Consider the following 23,453-nt stretch of genomic DNA (forward strand, 5'->3'; position numbering starts at 1 on the left):
GACACAACACAACTGCTCGACTATCACTCGAAGCGGCTGTGTTTGCGTTTATATAGTCGAAGCTTTTAAACCAGTATCGAGCGACAGTCGAGATATGGTTTTTCTGACAAGATTGTTGTTGCCAATTCAAAGCTTATTCTGGACTATCGCTCTAAGCGGCTATGTTTGGTTTTATAAAGTCGAAGCTTGTAAACCAGTATCGAGCGACAGTAGAGATATGGTTGTTCTGAAATCATTCTTTTGCTAAAGAACCACTCCTTCTCGACTGTAGGTCGAATCGGTTGTAGTTGAAAAAATAACATCTGTCATGCTGAACTCGTTTCAGCATCTCATAGGTGTTGGTTAAAATTGTTTAAAGAAGGACGACTCTGAAATAAATTCAGGGCAACAGACAACCCGACATTAAATTTTTCTCTTGCCTCTTTCTACTGATACTTCTCTATAGCTTCCTTGATCTTCTGGATGCGATTTTCTGGATCTGGATGTGTGGATTGGAATTCTGGCACTCGGTTAGGACCGCCTGCGGCAGCAAGAATTTCCATGACGCCTATCATTTCATAGGGATCATAACCGGCATCGATCATCATTTTGACGCCTAGTTCGTCGCTTTGTAATTCATCTTCACGACCGTATTTCATGGTAAGCATCTGGGCGATCGCTTGAGCGGCCTCGCCGCCGCCTTCTGCAGCAACGGAAACACCAGTGATGACACCATTAGCCAGTCCTTGTTGTTGAATGCGCTCTGCGCTGTGTCTTGCGATCACGTGACCTATTTCATGGCCCATCACACCTGCAAGCTGATCTTCATCTTCAAGTTGTGCATACAATGCCGCAGTAATAAAACACTGGCCGCCGGGTAATGCAAAGGCATTGATGGTTTGGTCATCTGCTAACAAATGAAAGTCCCATTTATAGTTACTGTTTTTAGCAACGCTACTTTGCACTAATTGATAACCTATACGATCCAATTGGTCTTGAGCCGCTTGATTTTGAAGTAAACCACCGTGTTGCTGCATCATGCTGGGTGCGGCACTCAAACCCATACTTATTTCTTCTTCTACGGTTAGATCTACATATTGTTTTTGACCTGTGTATTCATTGGTTGTCTCACTGGAACAAAATTTAAATACAGCAAAAGCCACAATGGCTAGGCCTATGAAGAGTCTAATGGTACCAGAGCGGCGTTTCATATAAGATGGATTAGAAATTTAAATCTACTCTTTTTCTAAAAGTAGCGCTGCGTTAATCCCTTGAATATGTTCCTTATAGTAGCGTTCTAACCTGGCATCGCTTATGTCGTCCATTCCCATGATATTTTGAGAGCGGAGAAACTTGACGAAGTCTATTTGATTCAGATATTGCTCAAGGTATTTTTTGGAAACTGGAGCATAGCTATAATGCCAAGGTTCATATTCAAAACCTGTACGATTATTATTCATGGTATAGACCAATTCAAATCCATACTCCGTCGAATGTTGATCCATCCAATCCTTTAATTTACAAAACGGGCCATCACCGTGAAATTTATCGGTCACAAGAACAGAACCACTGTACTTGGCATTGCCGTCGATCAAATCCATGTCCGTTCCCCAATGATGTCTGGATGTTCCTGGAACTGTCGAATATTCTACGATTTTATCAAAAATGGCATCAGGTGTTAAGCCTTGTGCTTCATACTTTGAGTATTTACCGTTCCAGATTTGACGCTGGCGATTGAAGCTGCGGTATCCAGAAGCCACTTCTATTTTTATACCGTCTTTAAGCGCTGCCGCCTGCATTTCCTTCAATGCCGCTTGGGTTTCTTTCTCTAACGAGTTGGATGGATTTACAGATTGACCAGTCAATACTGCTGGCGTGATTTGAGCGGTAGTTAGGAAGCCAGACAAACAGAATAATGCTAATAAAAGTTTCATAATGCTGCATACATTTTATAATGAGTGCCTATGTTTTTGACCTCAAACGGCTCACCATAACTGGTAAAACCTAAACGTTCATAAAACGGCACGGCCTTGATGCGTGCATTGAACCATAGGATGTCAATATTAAGTTCTTTTAGGCGATGGATGCCTTGGGTGACTATGTCTGCTCCAATGCCTTTTCCTTGGTGGTCTGCTACAACGCCCATTCCTCTCAATTGATAATACGTGGTTTCTGCAGGGAAATTTATGGGTAAATCCACAGCTTCCGATTTCAAAAAGGTCGCGACACCTACATGCAGGTCACCATCAAAAGCACCTAAATGAAAGGTGGTTGACAAATCATCGCCGTCCATTGCGCATTCCTCCAGCGGTCGTCCTACTCTCAAAACAGCATGGCGCACGCTGTAGGTTTCTAACGTGGTAATTTCCTTAATTGTAATAGGCATCTCTAGTCAATTTATAATAACGTCCAGGCAATAATCCATCCCATAAAAATCGATGGTCTAGTTGAAACCCCAACTTTTCGGCCACGCGTTGTGATCCAATATTTTGTTCATGTACATGAGCAATGATTTGATCTTTTTGATGGTGGTCAAAGGCAAATTTCAGCATTTTGTGACAAGCCTCAGTGGCATACCCTTTTCCCCATTGGGATCTTAGCAGACGGTAGCCTATGTCTGTAATCTGTGAGGCCTCGTGTGTTTTGATGCCGCAAAACCCAACAAACTCTTTGGATGTTTTATCAATTACCGCCAGGCGTCCCATGTGATATTTTTGAATTTGTCCCGTTGGATTGTTGGTATAGTCTTCAATAAAATCCTCTGCAGCGGCAATGGATTCAAAGGGCACATCGCCAGTATATCTCATCACTTCCTCATCATTGTTCATGAGATAGAAATGAGAAGCATCCCTTTTTTCAAAAGGACGCAACAACAATCTTTCCGTTTCAAAATTTAGATTCATCCCACGCGCACGTCACTCCATTCCTCATGCTGGTCAAAAACGACTTCGGCAAATGGACATAGCGGATTGATTTTTAAGTGGTTCGCTTTCGCGTAAGCGTAACTCTCCTCAATCATTTTGCTGCCTAGGCCTTGATTTTCATGTTCTGGCTGTACCTCTGTATGGTCAATGGTCATCACGCCATCTTCCAGTGAGTAGGTCAATTCTGCAATGGTTTGATCGTCTTGCTTGAGGTAAAAAATACCGCGACGGTCGTTCTGTTTATGTTGGATATTGTCTGTATTCATGGTGTCTAGATAAATTTAGTGGTTTAAGTTAAGGGTTGCAAAATCAGTTTCTGGTTCAATTTCCATGGGTGCTTTTCCTGCCTGAAAAAGCCTGGCTTTGAGCGTGCCTTTAAGGATTTCGGTCGTTCCTTGGACATCGATAAAACTACCTTCACGCAGCCCTATGACTGGAATGTGATTGTATATGTGAAATTCATTAATGCGTTGCTCGCGAGTCTCGCCCATGTGCTGGTCGCCCTCAATAGGATCTTGATAATGCGGATTGATATTATAGGCCAAAGCTCCAGTAGCCTTAAAACTGGAAGGTTGTACGACCGGCATATCATTAGTGGTTCTTATGTTGAGCCCACAAATATTACTGCCGGCACTAGTGCCCAGATAAAAAACACCTTGATATATGACTTTGCGCAACGGTTCGACTAACTGCAAATCGTGAAGCATTTTGATTAACTGAAAAGTGTTGCCGCCGCCAGTAAAGATTCCTTGAGCATCTTGAATGGCTTTAATGGGATCCTCAAATTCATGAATACCCTTTACGTTCACATGCATCGTTTGAAAAACAGCTCTAACCTTACTGGTATAATCATCATGGCTAATGCCACCAGGTCTTGCAAAAGGAATAAAAAGAAGCTCTTTGATAGACGCTGCTTTTAATCTTTTGGAAAGGAAAGGTGTCAGATACTCCAGATAGCCACCGCCATAAAGCGTCGAGGTACTGGCAACAATCATATTTCTCATGGCGATGAGTTGGTTTTAACCAAAGGTATTTAACAATTTTCAGGCAGTATGCACGGCGCACTCTTTATAACTTTATATTAGTATTTAATCCCATCCCATGAAATATCTCTTACTTTTTTTATTGATAACCAGCGCTGCGTTCGCACAAGATCGCGTCCAGATAGAAGGAACCATCCTAGGCGTGACTAAAGAACCGCTGGACGGCATCACCATTTTTAATGGGAACACCTTAGAAGGTACGGTGACTAATCTAGACGGGAAGTTTTATATGGATGTGCGTGTGGGCGACAAATTGTCCTTCAGCGCTTTGCAATACGATCCATTTACCTTGACCGTGACAGAAACCACGGTAGAAAACAGAAAAACCCAGCTCGTTTTTACTCAAGGCGTCAACTTGCTGGATGAAGTCGTTGTGACCGATGAGTCTATTGTAGTAGCGGTCAAAAAGACTGAAATGCCAGAAACTGGACTGGACAAGGTAAGCGAGCGCAACATAAGAACTGCTGCGGTAGACCGCATCGAGAACACTTTTTCTGACCGTATACGCCAGCCAGAAGAAATCCCGTTGGAAAATACAGCGTTCAATCAGAGCCAGCTGCGATACAATTCCTTCAATCTTGTGGGTTTGCTGGGTGGTTTGTTGATTGAAGGCGCATTGCGCAACGTCGACCTATCTGTGGACGCACCTAGCAAACAAGAAACTCGATTCAAAGAGACGCTGCTTCAAAATGAGTACAGCACCGAGTATCTTGTGGATTACCTTGACATTCCAGAGGACAAACTTTTTGAATTCATGGTATTTGCTCAAGAAAAAGGTTTGAATAAAGCCATGTTGTTGCCAGAAAATGAATTTCAATTGCTACAATTCCTGGATGAGCAGGCGACCACATTCAAGAAAAGGATTGCTACAAAAGAATAAAAGGTTCATTTTTAGGCATTGTTATTGCTCAAAAAAGATTGGCAATCGCCATAATTGAATACACATTCTATGAAATTGACTAAAGTAGCCGTAATCATCACGGTTCTTTTTGGTGCCCTTGCAAGCACCGCTTCCACTATCAAGGAGGCTTTTGATTTACCCATAGTTGTTGAGGGTTCTCGCTTTCGCGAAAGCGAACTCATCCAACAATACCACAAATATTATCTGTCTGTTTCCAACGTGAAATACAACGAGAAAAGTAAGGCCCTGCAAATGGTTTCCCGATTTTTTATTGATGACCTAGAAGATGTTCTCAATGAACGCATGGATAAAAAGGTCACGCTGGGAAATCCCGATGGTCTTGAAGAACTCAAACCGATCTTGAATCGTTACATCAATAGTAGACTGCGTGTTAAGGCCGATGGAACCACTACAGATCCTACCGTTATAGGTGCAGAATATGATGCTGACCAAATTATCATCTACATAGAATTACCGGCCGCAAAACAGCCCAAAACTGTTGAGGTGAGTTATAAGGCCTTGTTCGAACTTTTTCCCGAGCAAAAAAATCTTGTGCATTTCAAAATGGGCAGCCAGCGTAAATCACTGCTTAACAGCATGGATACGCCTACAGATCGCGTAAACTTTTAAAGGGATACCGTAATTAGATCCTAATATTCTTAAATTAGCAGCAACTAGAAAAAAACACCAATTAATGAAAGCAATCAAACTTTTGTTCATGAGTATGATGCTCATTTCTTTTGGCGCTTTTGCACAAGATGCACCTGCCGAAGAAAAAGCACCAGAACACTACAACGAGAACAAATTCCGTCAAATGTATCAGGAGTTCTCAACTCCTAACGAATACCGTAGCGCCAGTGGTGCTCCAGGTCCAGCGTACTACCAACAGCGCGCAGACTACAAAATGGACGTACGCCTGGATGATGCAAACCATCACCTATACGGTTATGAAACCATTACCTATACTAACAAATCTCCAGATGTCCTAAGCTATTTGTGGGTGCAACTGGATCAAAATATGCGTGCCAAGGACAGTAAAACCCCTTTGATTGAAGGTGGAAGAATCGATCCCTATGCAACTCCAGCCGGATTTACCGGTAGCTTCTTGGAGCAGCCATTTGATGGTGGTTTCAACATCACCAAGGTTTTGGACAGTAAAGGAAATCCCTTAAAATACACTATCAACCAAACCATGATGCGTGTAGAGATGCCAGAGCCACTAGAGTCTGGTGACGATTTTGAATTTGATATTGAATGGGATTATAACATCAACGATCACGTGAACGGCCGCGGCCGTAGTGGTTATGAGCAAACTCCAGATGGGAACCGCTCTTATGTTATCGCTCAATTCTATCCACGTATGGCAGTTTATAATGACGTTGAAGGATGGCAAAACAGCCAGTTCTGGGGACGTGATGAGTTTGCATTGCCATTCGGTTCTTTTGAAGTGAATATCACTGTGCCTTCTGACCACTGGTTAGACGGTACCGGTAAATTGACTAACCGTAAGGATGTTTATACCAAAGAAGAAATGAATCGCTATGAAAGAGCGATGAAGTCTTATGAGAAGCCTGTGATCATTAGAACACAAGCAGAAGCTGAAAAGTTTGCTCAAGGAAGTGCAGAAACCACAACGACTACCAAAACCTGGAAGTTAAAAGCAGACTTCGTACGTGACTTTGGATGGACATCTTCTAGAAGATACATTGCAGACGCGATGGCGGTAAAAGTAGGTAAGAGCGATGTGATGGCAGTTTCCATCTATCCGCCAGAAGGTAATCCTCTATGGGAACAATGGTCCACTTATGCCGTTGCACAAACATTGAAGTCGTACTCAAGAATGACTTTTGATTATCCTTATCACAAGGCGATCTCTGTACACGCTAAGAATCAAGGGATGGAATATCCTATGATTTGTTGGAATTATGGTCGTCCAGAGCCAGACGGTTCTTATTCTGACCGTGTGAAATATGGTATGATTTCCGTAATTATTCACGAGGTAGGACACAACTATTTCCCGATGATCGTGAACTCTGACGAGCGCCAGTGGACCTGGATGGATGAAGGTTTGAACACTTTTGTACAGTATGTAGCAGAGCAAGATTTTGGTGAAAGCTATCCAGAAGCCCTTAAGGGTGACACAGATCTTGATAAATATCCATCACGTCGCGGTCCAGCAGCAGCCATCGTTCCTTACATGGGCGGTGACCAGCGTTATATCGCACCTATTATGACCAAAGGTTTGAACACATATCAGTTTGGTTCTAACGCTTATGCGAAACCTGCTACAGGTCTAAACATCTTGCGTGAAACGATCATGGGTAGAGACTTGTTTGACTACGCCTTCCGTGAGTATTCCAACAGATGGATGTTCAAGCACCCGACGCCAGAGGATTTCTTCCGTACTATGGAAGATGCCAGTGCAGTGGATCTAGACTGGTTCTGGAGAGGTTGGTTCTATTCTACTCAATATACAGATATGGCGATAGGTGGTGTTGATCAATACTACGTTTCCAATGAAGTAAATGCTGAGATGAAAGAATTAGCGGCAGAACGTAACATACCACTTGAGCGATTCAAAGGTTTGGTATTCATGGTCAAAAAAGACTCTGAAGACTATAAGGCCGAAATGAATGGTCAAGATCCTAAAGAAGATGCGGTTGCTTTGAAAGAATACTTGATGGACAACTTCACACCAGAAGAAAGAGCACAGCTTAAAAACCCTAAGTACTTCTACCAAATCACTGTTGACAAACCAGGTGGATTGGTAATGCCTATTATTTTAGAATACACCTATGCTGATGGTTCTACTGAAAAAGTAACGCACCCAGCAGAAATTTGGAGATACAATGATAAGCAGGTAACCTTGTCTAAAGGTTCTGCTAAGGAGATCACTAAAATCGTTATCGATCCAGATCTTGAAACAGCAGATATCGACGTGTCTAACAACGCATGGCCACAAGAAGCTACAGTAGACAAGTTCGAAGAAATGAAAAACTAAAAATTCTCATGGAATAATTATCAAGCCAGATTCACAATGAATCTGGCTTTTTTATGTTTGTACGTTATGAGAAAACACTTTTTCTATATCGTGGTTAGTTTTCTGGCTTTAAGCTTTGTTGCTTGTGATGATGATATCATTAGTGATGACGAGTTGGTCGAAGTCATTGAGCCTGTAGATGATCTTGTGAGATTGCAGGGCATCACAATAGAGGACGATGCAGCTACCGTGATTCAGGAAATAGAGATTGATTACGATGAAGATTCATTGATCAGGCAGATCACGTTCTCAGGCATGGAAAACGCCTTATATACGATGACTTATGCGATTAATGATCGGTTGATAGCCTTTGAGAAAGTGCATAATGGTCAAACGACTAGCAACACGCTGAATTATAATAATAACCTCATCACCTTGACTACAACATTTCCAGATGCTACCGTACAGCAAAAGGAATTAAGTATTGACTTTCAAAACAGGATCAACTTCGTTAGAACCTTTGATAGTGCCACTAACGGCTCAAGAACTGCCACTGATCAAACCCAATACGTGTACTCGCAAAACTTCAATGTGGAGCGTATCAACGATCTGAGACCAACGGGAAACTCTATTGAATCCACTACAGAGCTTACTTATCTATTCAACAACAATCCGTTTAGGGATATGAACGATGTGATAAGGTTTTTGATTTTCGAAGAGTTCGTTCCTTATACCAGGTATTTACCGGCAACGCTGGAAGAGCGATTCAATTCCAACGGTCCACCTGTAGATGGCAGGTTTGTGTCTTACGATTACACCTTGCAGGAAGACGATTTTCCCAGTTCTAGAACCGTATCGTCCACTACGGCAACCGGTACTCAAACCACGGTAGAGACTTTTATCTACATGCCTTAATTAACGCTTTTGAATATCTAAGATCTTGCTGGGATCGTATATTTGCATCATGGTTTCATTGCCCCTTTTTATAAGTATGCCAGAAATGATGATCGTAGGATTGGTCATTATTTTGGTATTTGGTTCTGATAAGCTACCCGAAATTGTTCGAGGTATCGCAAAGGCTATGAATACCGTGCGTAATGCCACTGACGATATCAAAAATGAGATCACCAAATCTGCCGATGAGCACGGTTTCTCAAAAGATATCAAGGAAATCACCAAACAAATTGAGCAAGTCAAGGATCAGATTGAAGATTCTGGATCCATCAAACGCAAGTTCTAATGTGGGAAGAACTCGTCCAGTTAGATCGTGATATATTCAGTTTTATCAATGGTCTTTGGATAGGTAGATTTACCGACTTTTGGCTGTTTGTTACCCAGATAGAACACTGGATACCGCTTTACCTTTTCTTCTTTTATTTACTCTACAAATCCATGTCTTGGCGCAAAGGATTGGCCAGCATCGGCATGGTGTTGACCACTGCTGTTTTTACCTTGTGGTGTACCAATTTTGTCAAGAATAATGTGGAGCGCCTGCGACCCAACAATGAACCCATGTTGATGGACAGCATCAACATTCTACAAAAGCCAGAAAACTTTAGTTTCTGGTCCGGACATAGTGCCGTGAGTTTTGCAGCCACAACGATTGTGGTGCTATTGCTGCAGCATTATAAGCCCAGCAAGTGGTATTATCTTTTTTATATCTGGCCCATCACTTTTGCGCTTTCCAGAATATTTGTGGGCGTGCATTACCCGGCAGATGTCACCGTGGGAATGATCGTCGGGCTTCTCACCGGCTATGCTTTTTACAAGCTGACGCTGTTTCTCTTTGAGGTGCTAGAGAACACGAGAAAGCGTTAAACCATCACGTACGGACAGGAGCACCGTTTGTAACCTAGGGTCTTCCTTGAGCAGTCTATTATATTCCAGCAGTACCGGTGTTGAGGTATCCTTAGGCTGTACCTCTTCCACCACTTTTCCATGCCATAGCACATTGTCAGAAATGATCAAGGATCCAGAGCTCACCTTTTCCATCACCTGATGTAAGTAGGTGACATAGTTGGGTTTGTCGGCATCAATAAAGACCAAGTCAAAAGTTCCCTTAAGCTGCGGGATGATTTGGGTGGCATCGCCTATTTTTTGATGCACCGTGATTTTAGGGTTTATGCTTTCGCGAAAGCGAGAAAAATACCTGCCTGCAAAATCCTCTAATTCTTCATTGATATCGATGGTCACCAATTCACTGCCAGACGGCATGCCTTCCATCAAACATATCGCCGAATAACCAGTGAACGTACCTATTTCCAAAACACGTTTAGGAGCGCGTAAATGCGAGATCATGCTCAACACGCGACCTTGATAAGCGCCAGACAACATGATGGGTTGCAGCACTTTTAAATGCGTTTCCCGAGTCAGATCCTTTAGAATCTGCGGCTCATCTTGTGAATGGTTGACGATATAGTCGTCTAGATCTTTAGGTAAAAAAAACATTTTTACAAGTTACAATGGTACTTACTTTATATTATAGTAAAAATGGCATCTTTTCAGCACACTAACTTACGGGACAGACCTAGGACCGCTTCGCTGTTGGAATATGGAGTATAGATGTAGCCTTACTACTCACGTCTATGTTCTATAATCTATATTCCATTTTCCTGTCAAGAGGGTTTGAAATCTAACCCAAAATCCCTTTCTGCTTTTCATAAAAAGCATCGGCTTGTTTTTGCATGAGCTGGCGTGCGGTTTTCTTTTTGTAGTTGTACAATTCTTCCTCATCGGCTATGTCGGCATAGACGCGATTGTTCAGGTCGCGGTCGGTTTGAACCATGACGGTTTGCTGCTGTTTTTGCTGGGTGACCCATGATTTGACCAGTTCTTCACGCTCTGCCAGTTTGAAGTCGTACTCACCTTTAGGAGCGAGTAGTTTTGCAATAATGGGCGAGGTCTCGATGGCTAGAAATAGCAGGAAAATAAAGAACGAAATCAAAAACGGTAATTTGTTCAATGCACTGATGCGTGCCATAAGTCCATCAAAGTTATCGATGATGGGTTGGGTAGCGAGCAACTGTGCTGCTTCACGTTCCTGGACTTCGGCGAGCTGGGTTTCCAGCGCTAGGATCTTTTCTGCATTGACGGGTTTCAGTGCCTGTAATTCGGCTAGGGCTGCGTCGTGTTTGTCGCGCTTCTCTTTGTAGACTGGTCCTTTCCCTAGGCGGTTGGTTCCTGCGGTACCTTCGGCCTCTGCGATGTAGGTGGCATAGAGCGCATCGACTTCGGCCTCTTTGTTGGTGACCTCGTCTTTTAAATCTTGTATCGCTTTCGCGAAAGCGGACTCTTCAGCAGCAAACAGTAATCCAACTTGCTCCTGATTCTCGAGGGTCATCTCGTTCTTTTCGGCAAGGAGCACGCGGTCGATTTCCTTTTCAAACATTTTAAGTTCTAGAGGTTTTGAAATCACTACGGCAATGATGATGGCCAGCAAAATACGTGGCGTCGCCTGCCAGATCTCGTTGATTTTCTTGTCGCTTTTCTTGAGTGTGGAAACGATATAACGATCCAGGTTAAAAATCAACAATCCCCAAACCAGGCCAAAAGCCGTAGCGACCAGATAGCTGTCAAAAACGGTAAAAAGCGCGTAAGCCGAGGCAAAAAAGGCCATGAGCGCGGTAAAGAAAACGGTGGCGCCTATACCGGCGTATTTGTTGCGCTCTCCAGCGCTACACTTATCCAGCAGATCTGCATCTGCACCGCTACAAAAAATGAAAAATGATTGCATGAAAACATTAAGTTAGGAGGTTATAACGCTCTAGGCGGTAAAATGTTACATGGATGATTTGAAATTATAGCATAATCACATCAAAAATGAAAAGCCACAAATCCATAATATTTGTGGCTTTTAAATATATAGCGTGATAGCGGTTAGAGTCTTATTTGTTAAATACTATGTTTTCAATATCGTTTATCTAATCTCTGTTTTATTTCTAAAGGCATTTTCAAATCCTTTTTTCGTATAAAGATTTACCTGGAAAGGTTGTGGATATTTTTGGGACTGAGCATTTTTATAAACTTTGCTTACATGATAGTGAGTAATGTCGCTAAGCTGATATTTTCCAGCTTTCAAATCAGTAATTACTTTTCCATCTATCCAAACCGCATAGTTTTTAGAATTCTTCCAGGATTCAAACTGTTGATCGTTAGGTTTAATTGGCTGTACTTCGCTTAAATCAATAGAGGGAAGCATCGGTAATTTCTCAACGGTGTTCTTTTGTTTTGGGGACATCTTTACATAAATATTTCGCATTCTTTCCAAATCAGAATTTTTCCAAATGCGGCTGTCACCTCTATAAGACTGCTGCATAAGCTTCTTATATTCTTGCATCATTTCCTTTGTTGCAAAAGTTGAATCCTGGCCTTGATTTATATTTGAAGCGTATAAAGTATTTATATCTCCATTTGAAACTGAATAGATTGATGTACTCAAAGATTGGCTCAGTGATTGTTCTTTATTAGAACTATTTGAACGTTGATTCTTATTCTTTTCTATACTTAGAACTTTTGGCGCTGGTGGCGTTGGCGGTAGAGGTGGCGCAATCTCACCCGCTTTATTACCATCAATTCCTAAATACGGCCATGGCTCGGCATTTGCTCGTTGCTCTTCGTTCATGGTATTCCAGATGGTTTGCATGTGTGTTGTTTCATCTTTGAAATAAATGGAGTGACCTTTTTGTTCAATCATGGCTGCGTGTTTTTTTGCGAGGCGATTGTATTCTGTGATGTCCTCTACAGTTATGTTTGGTAAAACTTCGACAATCTCAACTTCTTCAATCTCTTCACTGATCTCGTCAACTTCTACAATCTCGTAACCTCGTTCTTGAAAGTTTTGTACAGTACCATCGTTATCATAAATAACAATACGATCGTTTTCTCTTTTAAAGATAAACTTCGCTCTATCAATCAAGGCTATTCCGCTTTCTTGACCAGCAATTATGAATATTTTATTTTTTTTATCAACTAGATTGACCTCAGGCTCCTCAACAATCTCAATTAGCTCTGGTTCTGTTACGATTTCTTCCTGCCCGCAACTAATGATGAGCAATGCAAGAACTGGAATAAGAGCAAGACTTCTTAAGAGTCCGCTGGCGGTGGTGGTGTGTGTTTTCATAATGGTAAATCTTTTTTTGATGATGGGAAAGTTAAAAGTGTTGGCTAGCGCTTGATGTTGACTGCTGGAAGAATAGGCGAGTAATGTTTCTTGATATGCTTTTGTGGGTACGCCACTGGAAAGCACCGCTTGATCTGCGAGGAATTCATGATTCAGTTTCATGGAATATTTGACCAGATACAACAACGGGTTGAACCAAAACAAAACAATAAGAAGTTCAATAAATAAGATATCGACGCTGTGTCTTTGATCCAGATGTGCCTTTTCATGTTGCAATACGGCATCTGGAATATCGCCTGCGTGGTAATCCTTCTTTGAAGCATAGATACTGCTGAAGAAGGAGTGAGGCACTTGAACCAATTCCCTTAAAATCAGTTTATAAGTGGCGTAAGTAGTAACTTCATCAGCGGTTTTGATGCGTAGATCATATAGGTTTCTCATAAATCGGTACCCCATAATCAAAACTCCCATCAAATAAGCACCCCATAAGATCCAGCTCCAGTCCAGTGTGAAACCAGTGTCTACAACGGTATCAGGGTTCAATTCTACGGTAGTGAAATCTGGTGCAGGTCCGTAATTTAAAGGAACTACTACTGTACGGACCACCACGAAAGGAACTATGGCCGAAATGATAATGGCCGCCAAGAAATAAAACCTCTTGAACTGGTGCCAACTCGTATTTTCCAGCAAGAGTTTGTACACCAGCCACAGGCTGAACAAACACACTGAGCTATTGATTAAGAAGTGTTCCATGGCTATTGATCTTTAATTTGGTCATCAATAATCTTCTTGAGTTCCTTCAATTCTTTTTGAGACAGGTTGGTCTCCTTTGTAAAAAAGGATGCGAATTGTGAGGCGCTATCGTTAAAGAAATTTTTGATCAGACCGTTCATGTGTTTGGAGAAGTAGGTGCTCTTTTCTACCAGTGCATAATACTGGCGGCTATTCCCCAAAATATCATATCCAACAAAACCTTTATCGGTCATGCGTTTGAGCATGGTAGCAATAGTCGTATTGGCAGGTTTGGGTTCTGGATAAGCATCAAGCAAATCTTTCATAAAGGCTTTTTCTTGTTTCCAAAGCACATTCATTAATTCCTCTTCAGATTTTGACAATTTCATTTCTACAATTTTAGAATACACTCTACAAATGTAGAATAATAATTTGATTCTACAAGTGTAGAAGTAAAAGATTGTAATTCTGCTAGAGTTATGCCGAAATAGAGATGATAAATTTAACCATATACCTATTTTATGCATCAAATTATGCCTTATTAACTGGTATAAATAATCTATTAACAGATAAAAAGAATTAAAACAAGATAAAAAGTATTTTATAAAGCTGAAATAATGAATATTGGGTCTAATTAATATATATTAGAATGATTAAAAGTAAAATGATTCGCAATTGTTTATAAAAATGAATTTATGAAAAAGTCCCTATTCATCTTTTGCTTTCTGTGTTTTGTCATCTCGTTCGCACAAGTGGGAATAGGTACGGCAATGCCAGACCCTTCAGCTTTGTTAGATATAAGTTCTTCTACTCAAGGAATGCTGGCTCCTAGAATGACTACTACCCAACGGCTAGCTATTGTTTCACCGGCCAATGGGTTGTTAGTTTATGATACAGACGAGAATCGCTTTTTCTTTTATGAAGATGATTCCTGGTCGTCATTAGACCCAGTAAAGAAAAGAACCAATTACAAGCTCGTCCAGTCTATTGCAGATCTCACCGATGAGCTTACTGCAGGAAGTGGATCTAAATATGTATTAAACACAGATTTTCTTTATGAGATTAACGGGACCATCATTTTTGATTTCCCGATTGATTTGAACGGCGCTTATATAGAAGGAGTAGATTCTTCAGAAGATATACTTGTAAATAATTCCAGTGGTAGTCTATTTGAAGGGACTAGTGGTGGCGGTTTGCGCAACCTGACCTTGTCAGGTAACGGCAAGCAACTCTTTGACATCACCGGTACCGCAACAGATTTGTTATTGATCAATAATACCGTCATTGCAGGTGCCAGCACGGTAGGAACCTTGAGTGGTTTAGGCACAGTGTTTCTAAGCGTCACACAGTATATTTCTAATATGGATGGACTTACTATTGATAATATTGATAACTTCTTTGTTAGCAATATCTTTTGGACAGAAACAAACACGGGTACTTTTATGGAGTTTACAGGTTCTTTCGAAGATCTTCAAATGAATGGAGGTCGCGTAGTGACAGATTCTGGAGAAATCGGAATTGATGTGAGCGCTAATCCAAATATTGTAAACGATGCCACTTTAGCTGAATTAAGTTTTGTGGGTGATGGAACTTTCGTAGAAGGATATACCGTAGGTTCCTACACAGGCTTTAATTTTACAAATGATTGGAATGTTAATTGTTCTGGAATACCTGCAGAAACAGACGTACAGGCTACTGGAGATCTTAATTTTGATTTTGGACCTACTACGGGAGCACCCACTACCTTTACAAGTAACATTCCTAAGAAACTAGAAGGATTTACAACGACAAATAACAGTTTTAGATTTATTCCTTCTGGTAACAATAGAATTGTTTACGATGGCAAACAAGAAAGATTCTTTAATGTTAATGCGAGTTTATCTTTTCAAGGTGATATGCCAAATGATCGGTTTATTTTTTATTTAGCAAAAGGTGGTCCAGCACCTGGAAATCCCGCGGCTGTATTGAACGAAACTCGTGTTTGGAGACAGGTAATTACTGGTGGAGACCTTGGTGCTGTCCCAATAACAGGTGTAATTAATTTAGAACCAGGAGAGTATGTTGAGGTTTGGGTTCAGAGATTTAGTGGTAGTGGTAGGGTTCTAACAGTTTCTCTTAATCTGACCATTTTCTAATAAAATTTCGGTTTTAATTTCGCGAAAGCGAACTTCTATCCAGTATACATTCATAAAAAAAGTCCCTATGAATAATCAAAGAGACTTTTTGAAAATGACTTCTAACCGAAATCTATTTACTCATCGCCGCAAAATGCTTGTAAAAATGTGGGATGGTCTCTATACCTTTCAGATAATTCCATATACCAAAATGCTCATTAGGCGAGTGAATCGCATCGCTGTCAAGTCCAAAGCCCATCAGGATGGATTTGGAATTCAATTCTTTTTCAAACAGCGCGACGATAGGAATGGAACCACCACTGCGTTGTGGTATTGGTGTTTTCCCAAAGGTGTCTTTATAAGCAGCGCTGGCGGCCTGATAGCCTATGCTGTCGATAGGAGTTACATAAGCGGTGCCACCATGGTGCGGTTTTACCGTTACTGTAATGCTGTCTGGAGCGATGCTTTCAAAGTGATTTTTGAAAAGTTCTGTGATTTCTTTCCAGTTTTGATCTGGAACCAGGCGCATGGAGATCTTCGCAAAAGCCTTGCTGGCGATTACGGTTTTGGCTCCTTCGCCAGTATAACCACCCCAAATGCCATTGACATCCAGCGTTGGTCGTATGCTATTGCGCTCGTTGGTGGTGTAACCTTTCTCACCATGTTCTGAGGCTATGTTGAGCGCCTTGTTGTATTCTTCTTGAGAGAATGGAGCTTTGGCCATTTCGGCGCGTTCTTCCTTACTCAATTCTTCTACCTTGTCGTAAAAGCCAGGAATGGTAATGTGGTTGTTTTCATCATGCAGTGAAGCGATCATCTGACATAATATATTGATGGGGTTTGCCACCGCGCCACCATACAAGCCAGAATGCAGGTCGCGATTAGGACCTGTGACTTCTACCTCTACATAACTTAGGCCTCGCAGTCCTGTTGTAATACTAGGATTTTCCTTTGAAATCATTCCGGTATCAGAAATAAGGATCACATCATTAGCCAGTTTCTCACGATTGCGTTCTAGGAACCAACCGAGTGACTCGCTACCTACTTCTTCTTCACCTTCAATCATGAATTTTATGTTGCAGGGCAAAGCATCATTAGCCGTCATGAATTCCATGGCTTTGACATGCATGTACATTTGTCCCTTATCATCGCAGGCGCCGCGGGCAAATATGGCGCCGTCAGGATGTAGGTCGGTTTTTTTAATGACCGGTTCAAAAGGAGGACTGTCCCATAAATTAATAGGATCTGGCGGTTGAACGTCATAATGACCGTAGACTAAAACCGTAGGTAGATCTTTATCGATAATTTTTTCTCCATAAACAATAGGGTAACCAGGTGTATCGCAAATCTCTACGTGGTCACATCCTGCCTTTTCAAGAGCAGTTTTTACAACTTCGCTTGTATTTATGACGTCGTCCTTATAGGCTTTGTCTGCACTTATGGACGGTATTTTGAGAAGATCGACAAGTTCATTTATGAATCTGTCCTTATGCTGTTCAACGTACGTTTTGGTATTCATTCAATAGGAGTTTGATGTAAAGATAAGCAGCAGGAAATTTTCTTATTACAAAGAATTTGTAATATCGGGAAAGTATGTATATTTGCCGTCCCAAATAGGGAATACCAGTATGCGGATGTGATGGAACTGGTAGACATGCTAGACTTAGGATCTAGTGCTTCACGGCGTGCAGGTTCGATTCCTGTCATCCGCACCAAGAAAAGCCCTTCAATTTTGAAGGGCTTTTTTGTTTATCAAACTCAGTTTTAAAGAGATCGAATTAGTATGTCCTATTTCTCTTGCCACTTAGGCGAGAAATAGGTCGCGCGGCCACCTACTTTGATCTTCTCAATGGGTCCACCGGTGTGGAAACAGGTGCCTTCCTTTTCTCTAAAATGCATGAGAAAATCCTCTGGAAAACTGTCGTAATGCGCATCGTTTTCAATGGCCACCTCGATAACCTTTTTCATGGCGTCAAAAACGGCTTTGACGTCAGTTTCGGTCATGTTCTCGATCTTTTTCTGCGGATGCATTTTTGCCTGATACAGGATCTCATCTGCCATCCAGTTGCCCACGCCAGCCGCAACACTCTGATCCAGCAAAACTTTTTTGATGTCGGTTTTTCGGGTGCTTAGGGAATTTTTAAAGTCCTCAAAGGACAGCTCGCGAGCATCATCGCTCAAGCCATGATCCTGTTTATAATCTGCAATAGAATCTATCAAATCCCACCAGCCGAACTTTCTCTTGTTTTCAAACGCAAAGTGAAAATCGTTGTCAAAGGCCAATACGATATGGCCAAATTTAGGTCGGTCATCTGCTTCCTTATAATAACTGGGCCTACCGGTCATGCCAAAATGCATCACCAGCACCTTAGGCCCAGTCGTGTTGACAAACAAATATTTCCCAATACGCCGTGTAAATGTCAGCTGCTCGCCCACTAGGAATTTTTCAAAATCACCGTACGCTTTCTTGAGCAGCTTCTTGTCCCGACAATCCATAGATATGATCGTCTTGTGCAGGATCGTGCTGTCGATGTACACCTTATAACCATGTACTTCTGGTAATTCTGGCATGTAGTTTTGATATTAAAATTAAAGAAATCGGTCGTGGCAACGCCTTTCAGATTCCCATTTGATTGTTAAAACCCAAGCGCCACCAGAAAATTCCTTGGTGTAATAAAGAGAGATGGTCTTTTAACGATTGGATTTTAATGAGTTCGCTTTCGCGAAAGCGAAAACATCTACCATCCTTTTCTACAGGGACAAACAGCATCAAATAGTCCAGCAGTCGTTGCGAGTGTGCTTCAAAGGATATTCACCAAGAACTGATCTAATGATGAACATTCTCCTTTTGTAGGGTTATTCTTCATTAATACCAATGGAAACGTTTATTAAGAAATTTTAACGTGTTAGAAAATATCTATACATTTGTGTAATCGATTACAAAGCTGTTTTTAATAATATAATGCGGGACGATAACTTACTGTGAATTATATTTTCAAAATAGGAATCTAGGTAGAAAGCGATAGATTCATTAAAACTTGTAATCCATTATATAGCAGATAGCAATGAGTAAAACATTTATAAACGAGAATTTCCTGTTGGACAACTCCTATTCTGAAGAGTTGTACCACACGTTTGCCAAGGATCAACCCATCATTGATTACCATAATCACTTGTCACCTAAGCTGATTGCCGAGGATCATATTTTTGGCAACTGTACCAATGTGTGGATCGATGGTGACCATTACAAATGGCGAGCAATGCGCACGCTGGGCATTGATGAGAAATTCATCACTGGTGATGCTTCTGACAAGGATAAGTTTATGAAATGGGCAAAAACGGTTCCTTATACGCTAAGAAACCCACTATATCACTGGACACATTTGGAACTGGCTCGTTACTTTGATATTTATGATCTGCTCAATGAAAAATCTGCTGAAGGTATCTGGAATCAAACTCAGGAAAAACTTAGCTCGCCAGAATATAGCTGCAGAAACTTGTTAGTTAAGGCAAATGCTAAAGTAGTGTGTACCACAGAAGATCCCATCGACACACTTGAGCATCACAAGCAATTAAGAAACAGTGATTATAAGGTCACGGTGAGCACCGCTTTTAGACCTGACAAGGCGATCATGATTGCTAATGACGGCTATAATGAATACATCGATGCTTTGGCAAAGGCTGCAGATACTGATATACGTAGTTATGAAGATCTATGCGCTGCGCTAGAATCTAGGATACAATATTTTCATGATCATGGTTGTAGACTATGTGATCATGGACTCAACCAGATTTCTTCAGTTCCTTTTACGCAGTCTGAGGTGAAAACTATATTTGAAAAGAGACGCAACGGTCAGGAACTATCAGATCAAGAGCGTTTGAAGTTTGAAAGCGCTCTATTGATTTTCTTGTGCGAGACTTATCACAAACACGGCTGGGTGCAGCAGTTCCATCTAGGAGCATTGCGCAACAATAATAAAAGAATGCACGAATTGTTGGGTCCTGATACCGGTTGGGATTCCATAGGTGATTACTCTCAAGCCCAGCAATTATCGTCCTTTTTAAACCGATTGGACAGCACCAATAAATTGACAAAAACTATTATTTACAACCTCAATCCTGCCGATAATGAAGTGATCGCCACCATGATTGGGAACTTTAATGATGGTAGTGTCAAGGGTAAGGTACAGTTTGGTTCTGGATGGTGGTTCCTGGATCAAAAGGATGGCATGATCAAACAAATGAATGCCTTATCCAATATGGGATTGATAAGCTGCTTTATTGGAATGCTTACAGATTCCAGAAGTTTCCTTTCCTTCCCACGACACGAATATTTTAGACGCGTGCTTTGTAACCTACTGGGTGATGAAATGAAGCGAGGCGAGTTGCCTCATGACATGGAGCTAGTAGGCAAGATGGTGTCTGATATTTGCTACCACAACGCTAACGAATACTTTGATTTTAAAAGTTGATAAAACACTCAGCGAAGCTGTGATAGGATAGAACCTATTGAACCTCTTCCAACCTAAAATACCAAAAATCATGATTGAAGTTGTAGAAAAAAAGACGGCACTCAACAGAACCAATGTCGATGCAGGCAGGAAATTGCCTATAAAGGTGGTGCAGTTTGGCGAGGGAAATTTCCTAAGAGCATTCATTGAATATGCTTTTCAAAAACTCAATCAAAAAACAAACTTTAATGCCGGCATCGCCGTAGTGCAACCCATTGATCGCGGTATGGTCGACATGCTGAATGATCAAGATGGACTCTATACCTTATTTTTAAAGGGAATCAAAAAAGGTGAAGAAATACAGCATCAAGAGTTGATGACCAATATTGTAAAAGGCGTAGATCCTTATAAGAATTTTGCAGACTATCTGAGTCTAGCCAAGGAAGAAGAACTTCAATTTATTATTTCCAACACGACAGAAGCTGGGATTGCTTATGTCGCTACAGACTCGATGGAAATGAAGCCACCATCATCATTTCCTGCAAAGCTTACTGTTTTATTGCACGAGAGATTCCAGTATTTCCAAGGGAACCCAGAGAAAGGATTGACCATCATCCCATGTGAGTTGATCAATCATAATTCTGAAACTTTAAAGGAAATCATCTATAAATATTGTGAAGACTGGAAACTTGATGAGAGTTTTAAACAATGGTTAGAAAACCATTGTTCGTTTCACAGCACGCTTGTGGATCGTATCGTTCCAGGATATCCTAAGGATGAAATTGAAGCATACAACGCACAGCTATCGTATAAGGATAACTTAATCGTGAGTGCTGAAGCTTTTTTACTTTGGGTGATAGAAGGTGGTGATGAGCTCAAGGCTAAATTACCTTTCCATAAAACTGACCTAGATGTCAAAATTGTAAAGGATATGCAACCTTATAGAACGCGCAAGGTGCGTATATTAAATGGAGCGCATACCGCAATGGTACCATTCTCATTACTTTATGGAAATGCGACCGTGAAAGAAACGGTAGACAATGATTTTACGGGTACTTTCGTGAATAACGCGATTTTTGAAGAGATCAATAATGTGTTGCCTATGAATAAAGCAGAACTAGACAGTTTTGCTAACGAGATTTTAGATCGTTTTAGAAATCCATTTATTAAACATCAATTGGCAGATATTGCCCTTAATTCTGTTTCTAAATTTAAGGTACGCGTGTTACCTAGCCTTTTAGAATATGTTGAGAAATACAATCGATTGCCTACTCATTTGACCTTTGCTTTTGCCTGTCTGATCAGGTTCTACAAAGGAACCTGGAAAGGCGAAGACCTGCCGATAAAAGATAGTGACGAGGTGGTTGCTTTTTTCAAAAAAGTTTGGTCAACAAATGACTTGAATCAAGTGGTGGAACAGACCTTATCAAATACTGACTTTTGGGATGAAGACTTGACAAAAGTACCTCACTTATCTAACGCCATCGTTTTAGCCCTGGATGAAATCGAATCCCACGGAATAGAAAAGGGATTTAAAAATTACGCTACAAAAAACAGTAATCAATAGAAACATCATGCAAAAGAAACTGATCAAGGTACATCCAGAAGACAATGTCGCCGTAGCCTTAGTAAACATTCTTGCTGGCGATTTAATTTCTTTTGAAGATCAATCCATAGTAGCGGTTACAAATGTCAAGGCAAAACACAAAATATCGCTGGTAGACCTTGATGAAGGTGATGATATTTTCATGTATGGCGTTCTCGTAGGTAAAGCGAGTTCACCCATTAAAAGAGGAGCTGTACTCACGATTGAAAACGTCAAGCACCAAAGTGCTGAAGTTTCTCAGAAGACCGCTACCTTAGGCTGGAATCCACCTAACGTAGAGCAATGGAAGGATCGCACCTTTATGGGATATCACAGAGAAGATGGACAAGTAGGAACAGCTAATGTCTGGCTGTTTTTCCCATTGGTATTTTGCGAAAACAGAAATATCGAGACTCTTAAAGAAGTCTTTGAAAAGGAACTGCTCACACAACCCAAAAACAACTACCGCAACCTTTTGAGATCCTTGGTTCAAAATGGAGGTGATACAGAAACGGTAGAGGTTGATGAACCAGAAAGAGTTTTTAAAAATGTGGACGTGAAGTTCATCACGCATCCTGGAGGTTGTGGCGGTATACGACAAGATTCAGAAAGCCTCGCTAGATTGCTTGCTGGTTACGTACACAATCCCAATGTGGTAGGTGCAACGGTACTTAGTCTAGGGTGTCAAAACCTTCAAATAGAAGTTTTTGAAAATGCCTTGAAAGCCATTAGTCCCAACAACAAGAAACCTATTTTGATGTATGAGCAACAAAAGATGGGAACAGTGGATGATATGCTTAATAGCATTATAAAGAGTTCATTTGAGGCCATCAAAGAAGCCAATACATTGGAACGCAAACCAGCACCGCTGTCAAAACTTAAATTAGGATTAGAGTGTGGTGGATCAGATGGATTTTCTGGTATTTCTGCTAATCCAACATTAGGTTATACATCAGATATGCTTGTGGCATTAGGTGGTACCGCAATATTATCAGAGTTTCCAGAATTGTGTGGAGTAGAGCAGGAACTGGTCAATCGATGTGAGACAGAAGAATCTGCCAATAAGTTCCTAGACTTAATGAAGGCATTTGAAAAATCTGTGGTAGATGCTGGTTCTGGTTTTGATATGAACCCGTCACCTGGAAACATCAAGGATGGATTGATCACAGACGCCATGAAGTCTGCAGGTGCTGCAAAAAAAGGCGGAACATCACCGGTAGTGGATGTTTTGGATTATGGTGAATACGTGACTAAACCAGGTTTGAATCTGTTATGTACACCAGGTAATGATGTAGAAAGCACTACGGCGATGGTAGGTGCAGGAGCAAATATTGTTTTGTTCACCACCGGATTAGGAACTCCAACAGGAAACCCAATTGCTCCTATTGTAAAGGTGTCCTCGAATTCAGAATTAGCTCGTAAAATGAGCGACATCATCGACATTGATACCGGTGGTATTATTACGGGAGAAAAAACAATCGAAGAAATGGCAGAGGAAACTCTCAATACCATCATAGAAATTGCTTCAGGTAAGGTGCCTTCCAAAGCAAATCTTTTAAATCAAAATGATTTCATTCCGTGGAAACGTGGTGTTTCGCTTTAAGCGAAATATATCTTATAAAATT

22 protein-coding genes and 1 tRNA gene are annotated in these 23,453 nt (G+C 41.1%); 11 read left to right on the plus strand and 12 right to left on the minus strand.

Features of this window, described 5'->3' with window-relative positions:
• Positions 1-425 precede the first annotated feature (425 nt).
• The 6 genes from BST86_RS13575 to pepE are packed head-to-tail and all read right to left on the minus strand — an operon-like array spanning position 426 to position 3,907.
• On the minus strand, positions 426-1,190 hold the full coding sequence (locus BST86_RS13575; protein WP_105983712.1) for a M48 family metalloprotease: 765 nt from the start codon (positions 1,188-1,190) through the stop codon (positions 426-428).
• Positions 1,191-1,214: 24 nt separating this feature from the next.
• Positions 1,215-1,913, minus strand: coding sequence for a M15 family metallopeptidase (locus tag BST86_RS13580; RefSeq protein WP_105983713.1), 699 nt, complete (start codon positions 1,911-1,913; stop codon positions 1,215-1,217).
• Positions 1,910-2,365: a GNAT family N-acetyltransferase gene (locus tag BST86_RS13585; protein WP_105983714.1), complete on the minus strand. Its 456-nt coding sequence runs from the start codon at positions 2,363-2,365 to the stop codon at positions 1,910-1,912. Before BST86_RS13585 ends, BST86_RS13580 begins: the two co-directional genes overlap by 4 nt.
• Positions 2,349-2,882: a GNAT family N-acetyltransferase gene (locus tag BST86_RS13590; RefSeq protein ID WP_105983715.1), complete on the minus strand. Its 534-nt coding sequence runs from the start codon at positions 2,880-2,882 to the stop codon at positions 2,349-2,351. The genes BST86_RS13585 and BST86_RS13590 overlap by 17 nt, the downstream gene beginning before the upstream one ends.
• Entirely contained in the window at positions 2,879-3,169 is a 291-nt protein-coding gene (locus BST86_RS13595; RefSeq protein WP_055411761.1) for a GNAT family N-acetyltransferase, read from the minus strand. Before BST86_RS13595 ends, BST86_RS13590 begins: the two co-directional genes overlap by 4 nt.
• Before the next feature lie 15 nt (positions 3,170-3,184).
• Positions 3,185-3,907 (minus strand): dipeptidase PepE, encoded by a 723-nt coding sequence (gene pepE / locus BST86_RS13600; protein WP_105983716.1) that lies wholly within the window; start codon positions 3,905-3,907, stop codon positions 3,185-3,187.
• Positions 3,908-4,004: 97 nt separating this feature from the next.
• Between pepE and BST86_RS13605 the strand changes: the two genes are divergently transcribed.
• The 6 genes from BST86_RS13605 (at position 4,005) to BST86_RS13630 (ending at position 9,645) form a co-directional block, all read left to right on the plus strand.
• Positions 4,005-4,826, plus strand: a complete 822-nt coding sequence (locus BST86_RS13605) for a carboxypeptidase-like regulatory domain-containing protein (RefSeq protein WP_105983717.1) — start codon at positions 4,005-4,007, stop codon at positions 4,824-4,826.
• 69 nt (positions 4,827-4,895) lie between these two features.
• Positions 4,896-5,477: a DUF6702 family protein gene (locus BST86_RS13610; RefSeq protein ID WP_105983718.1), complete on the plus strand. Its 582-nt coding sequence runs from the start codon at positions 4,896-4,898 to the stop codon at positions 5,475-5,477.
• 64 nt (positions 5,478-5,541) lie between these two features.
• Positions 5,542-7,848, plus strand: coding sequence for a M1 family metallopeptidase (locus BST86_RS13615; protein WP_105983719.1), 2,307 nt, complete (start codon positions 5,542-5,544; stop codon positions 7,846-7,848).
• 66 nt (positions 7,849-7,914) lie between these two features.
• A complete protein-coding gene (locus BST86_RS13620) occupies positions 7,915-8,742 on the plus strand; it encodes a hypothetical protein (RefSeq protein ID WP_105983720.1) in 828 nt (275 codons plus the stop codon).
• A gap of 49 nt (positions 8,743-8,791) precedes the next feature.
• Complete coding sequence (locus tag BST86_RS13625; protein WP_055411767.1) at positions 8,792-9,067, plus strand: Sec-independent protein translocase subunit TatA/TatB; 276 nt, start codon at positions 8,792-8,794, stop codon at positions 9,065-9,067.
• Entirely contained in the window at positions 9,067-9,645 is a 579-nt protein-coding gene (locus BST86_RS13630; protein ID WP_105983721.1) for a phosphatase PAP2 family protein, read from the plus strand. The genes BST86_RS13625 and BST86_RS13630 overlap by 1 nt, the downstream gene beginning before the upstream one ends.
• On the opposite strand, the gene BST86_RS13635 is transcribed toward BST86_RS13630, so the two are convergent.
• From BST86_RS13635 to BST86_RS13650, 4 genes are all read right to left on the minus strand, one after another.
• Positions 9,622-10,275, minus strand: coding sequence for an O-methyltransferase (locus BST86_RS13635; protein ID WP_105983722.1), 654 nt, complete (start codon positions 10,273-10,275; stop codon positions 9,622-9,624). The two genes, BST86_RS13630 and BST86_RS13635, sit on opposite strands and share 24 nt — an antisense overlap.
• A gap of 184 nt (positions 10,276-10,459) precedes the next feature.
• Positions 10,460-11,560: a DUF4407 domain-containing protein gene (locus BST86_RS13640; protein ID WP_105983723.1), complete on the minus strand. Its 1,101-nt coding sequence runs from the start codon at positions 11,558-11,560 to the stop codon at positions 10,460-10,462.
• Positions 11,561-11,743: 183 nt separating this feature from the next.
• Positions 11,744-13,699 carry a M56 family metallopeptidase gene (locus tag BST86_RS13645; protein WP_105983724.1) on the minus strand — a complete coding sequence of 652 codons (1,956 nt, stop codon included), beginning with the start codon at positions 13,697-13,699 and terminating at the stop codon, positions 11,744-11,746.
• 2 nt (positions 13,700-13,701) lie between these two features.
• Positions 13,702-14,067, minus strand: coding sequence for a BlaI/MecI/CopY family transcriptional regulator (locus BST86_RS13650; protein ID WP_105983725.1), 366 nt, complete (start codon positions 14,065-14,067; stop codon positions 13,702-13,704).
• A gap of 306 nt (positions 14,068-14,373) precedes the next feature.
• Here BST86_RS13650 and BST86_RS13655 point away from each other — a divergent pair, with 306 nt between their 5' ends.
• Positions 14,374-15,813 carry a cell wall anchor protein gene (locus BST86_RS13655; protein ID WP_105983726.1) on the plus strand — a complete coding sequence of 480 codons (1,440 nt, stop codon included), beginning with the start codon at positions 14,374-14,376 and terminating at the stop codon, positions 15,811-15,813.
• Between the two features lie 112 nt (positions 15,814-15,925).
• Here the strand turns inward: BST86_RS13655 and BST86_RS13660 are convergent, their stop codons facing one another.
• The gene (locus BST86_RS13660; RefSeq protein WP_105983727.1) at positions 15,926-17,311 is read right to left on the minus strand and encodes a dipeptidase; all 1,386 of its coding nucleotides are present in this window, start codon (positions 17,309-17,311) and stop codon (positions 15,926-15,928) included.
• A 111-nt stretch (positions 17,312-17,422) separates the two neighbouring features.
• Between BST86_RS13660 and BST86_RS13665 the strand changes: the two genes are divergently transcribed.
• Positions 17,423-17,507 (plus strand) — tRNA-Leu (locus BST86_RS13665).
• A gap of 73 nt (positions 17,508-17,580) precedes the next feature.
• Here BST86_RS13665 and BST86_RS13670 read toward each other — a convergent pair.
• A complete protein-coding gene (locus tag BST86_RS13670; protein WP_105983728.1) occupies positions 17,581-18,363 on the minus strand; it encodes an Fpg/Nei family DNA glycosylase in 783 nt (260 codons plus the stop codon).
• A gap of 494 nt (positions 18,364-18,857) precedes the next feature.
• Here BST86_RS13670 and uxaC point away from each other — a divergent pair, with 494 nt between their 5' ends.
• The 3 genes from uxaC (at position 18,858) to BST86_RS13685 (ending at position 23,431) form a co-directional block, all read left to right on the plus strand.
• Positions 18,858-20,264 carry a glucuronate isomerase gene (uxaC, locus tag BST86_RS13675; RefSeq protein WP_105983729.1) on the plus strand — a complete coding sequence of 469 codons (1,407 nt, stop codon included), beginning with the start codon at positions 18,858-18,860 and terminating at the stop codon, positions 20,262-20,264.
• A 70-nt stretch (positions 20,265-20,334) separates the two neighbouring features.
• On the plus strand, positions 20,335-21,810 hold the full coding sequence (locus tag BST86_RS13680; RefSeq protein WP_105983730.1) for a tagaturonate reductase: 1,476 nt from the start codon (positions 20,335-20,337) through the stop codon (positions 21,808-21,810).
• A 7-nt stretch (positions 21,811-21,817) separates the two neighbouring features.
• Positions 21,818-23,431 (plus strand): UxaA family hydrolase, encoded by a 1,614-nt coding sequence (locus tag BST86_RS13685; RefSeq protein ID WP_105983731.1) that lies wholly within the window; start codon positions 21,818-21,820, stop codon positions 23,429-23,431.
• Positions 23,432-23,453 lie beyond the last annotated feature (22 nt).

Source organism: Nonlabens agnitus (assembly GCF_002994045.1).
GTDB classification, from domain to species: Bacteria; Bacteroidota; Bacteroidia; order Flavobacteriales; family Flavobacteriaceae; genus Nonlabens; species Nonlabens agnitus.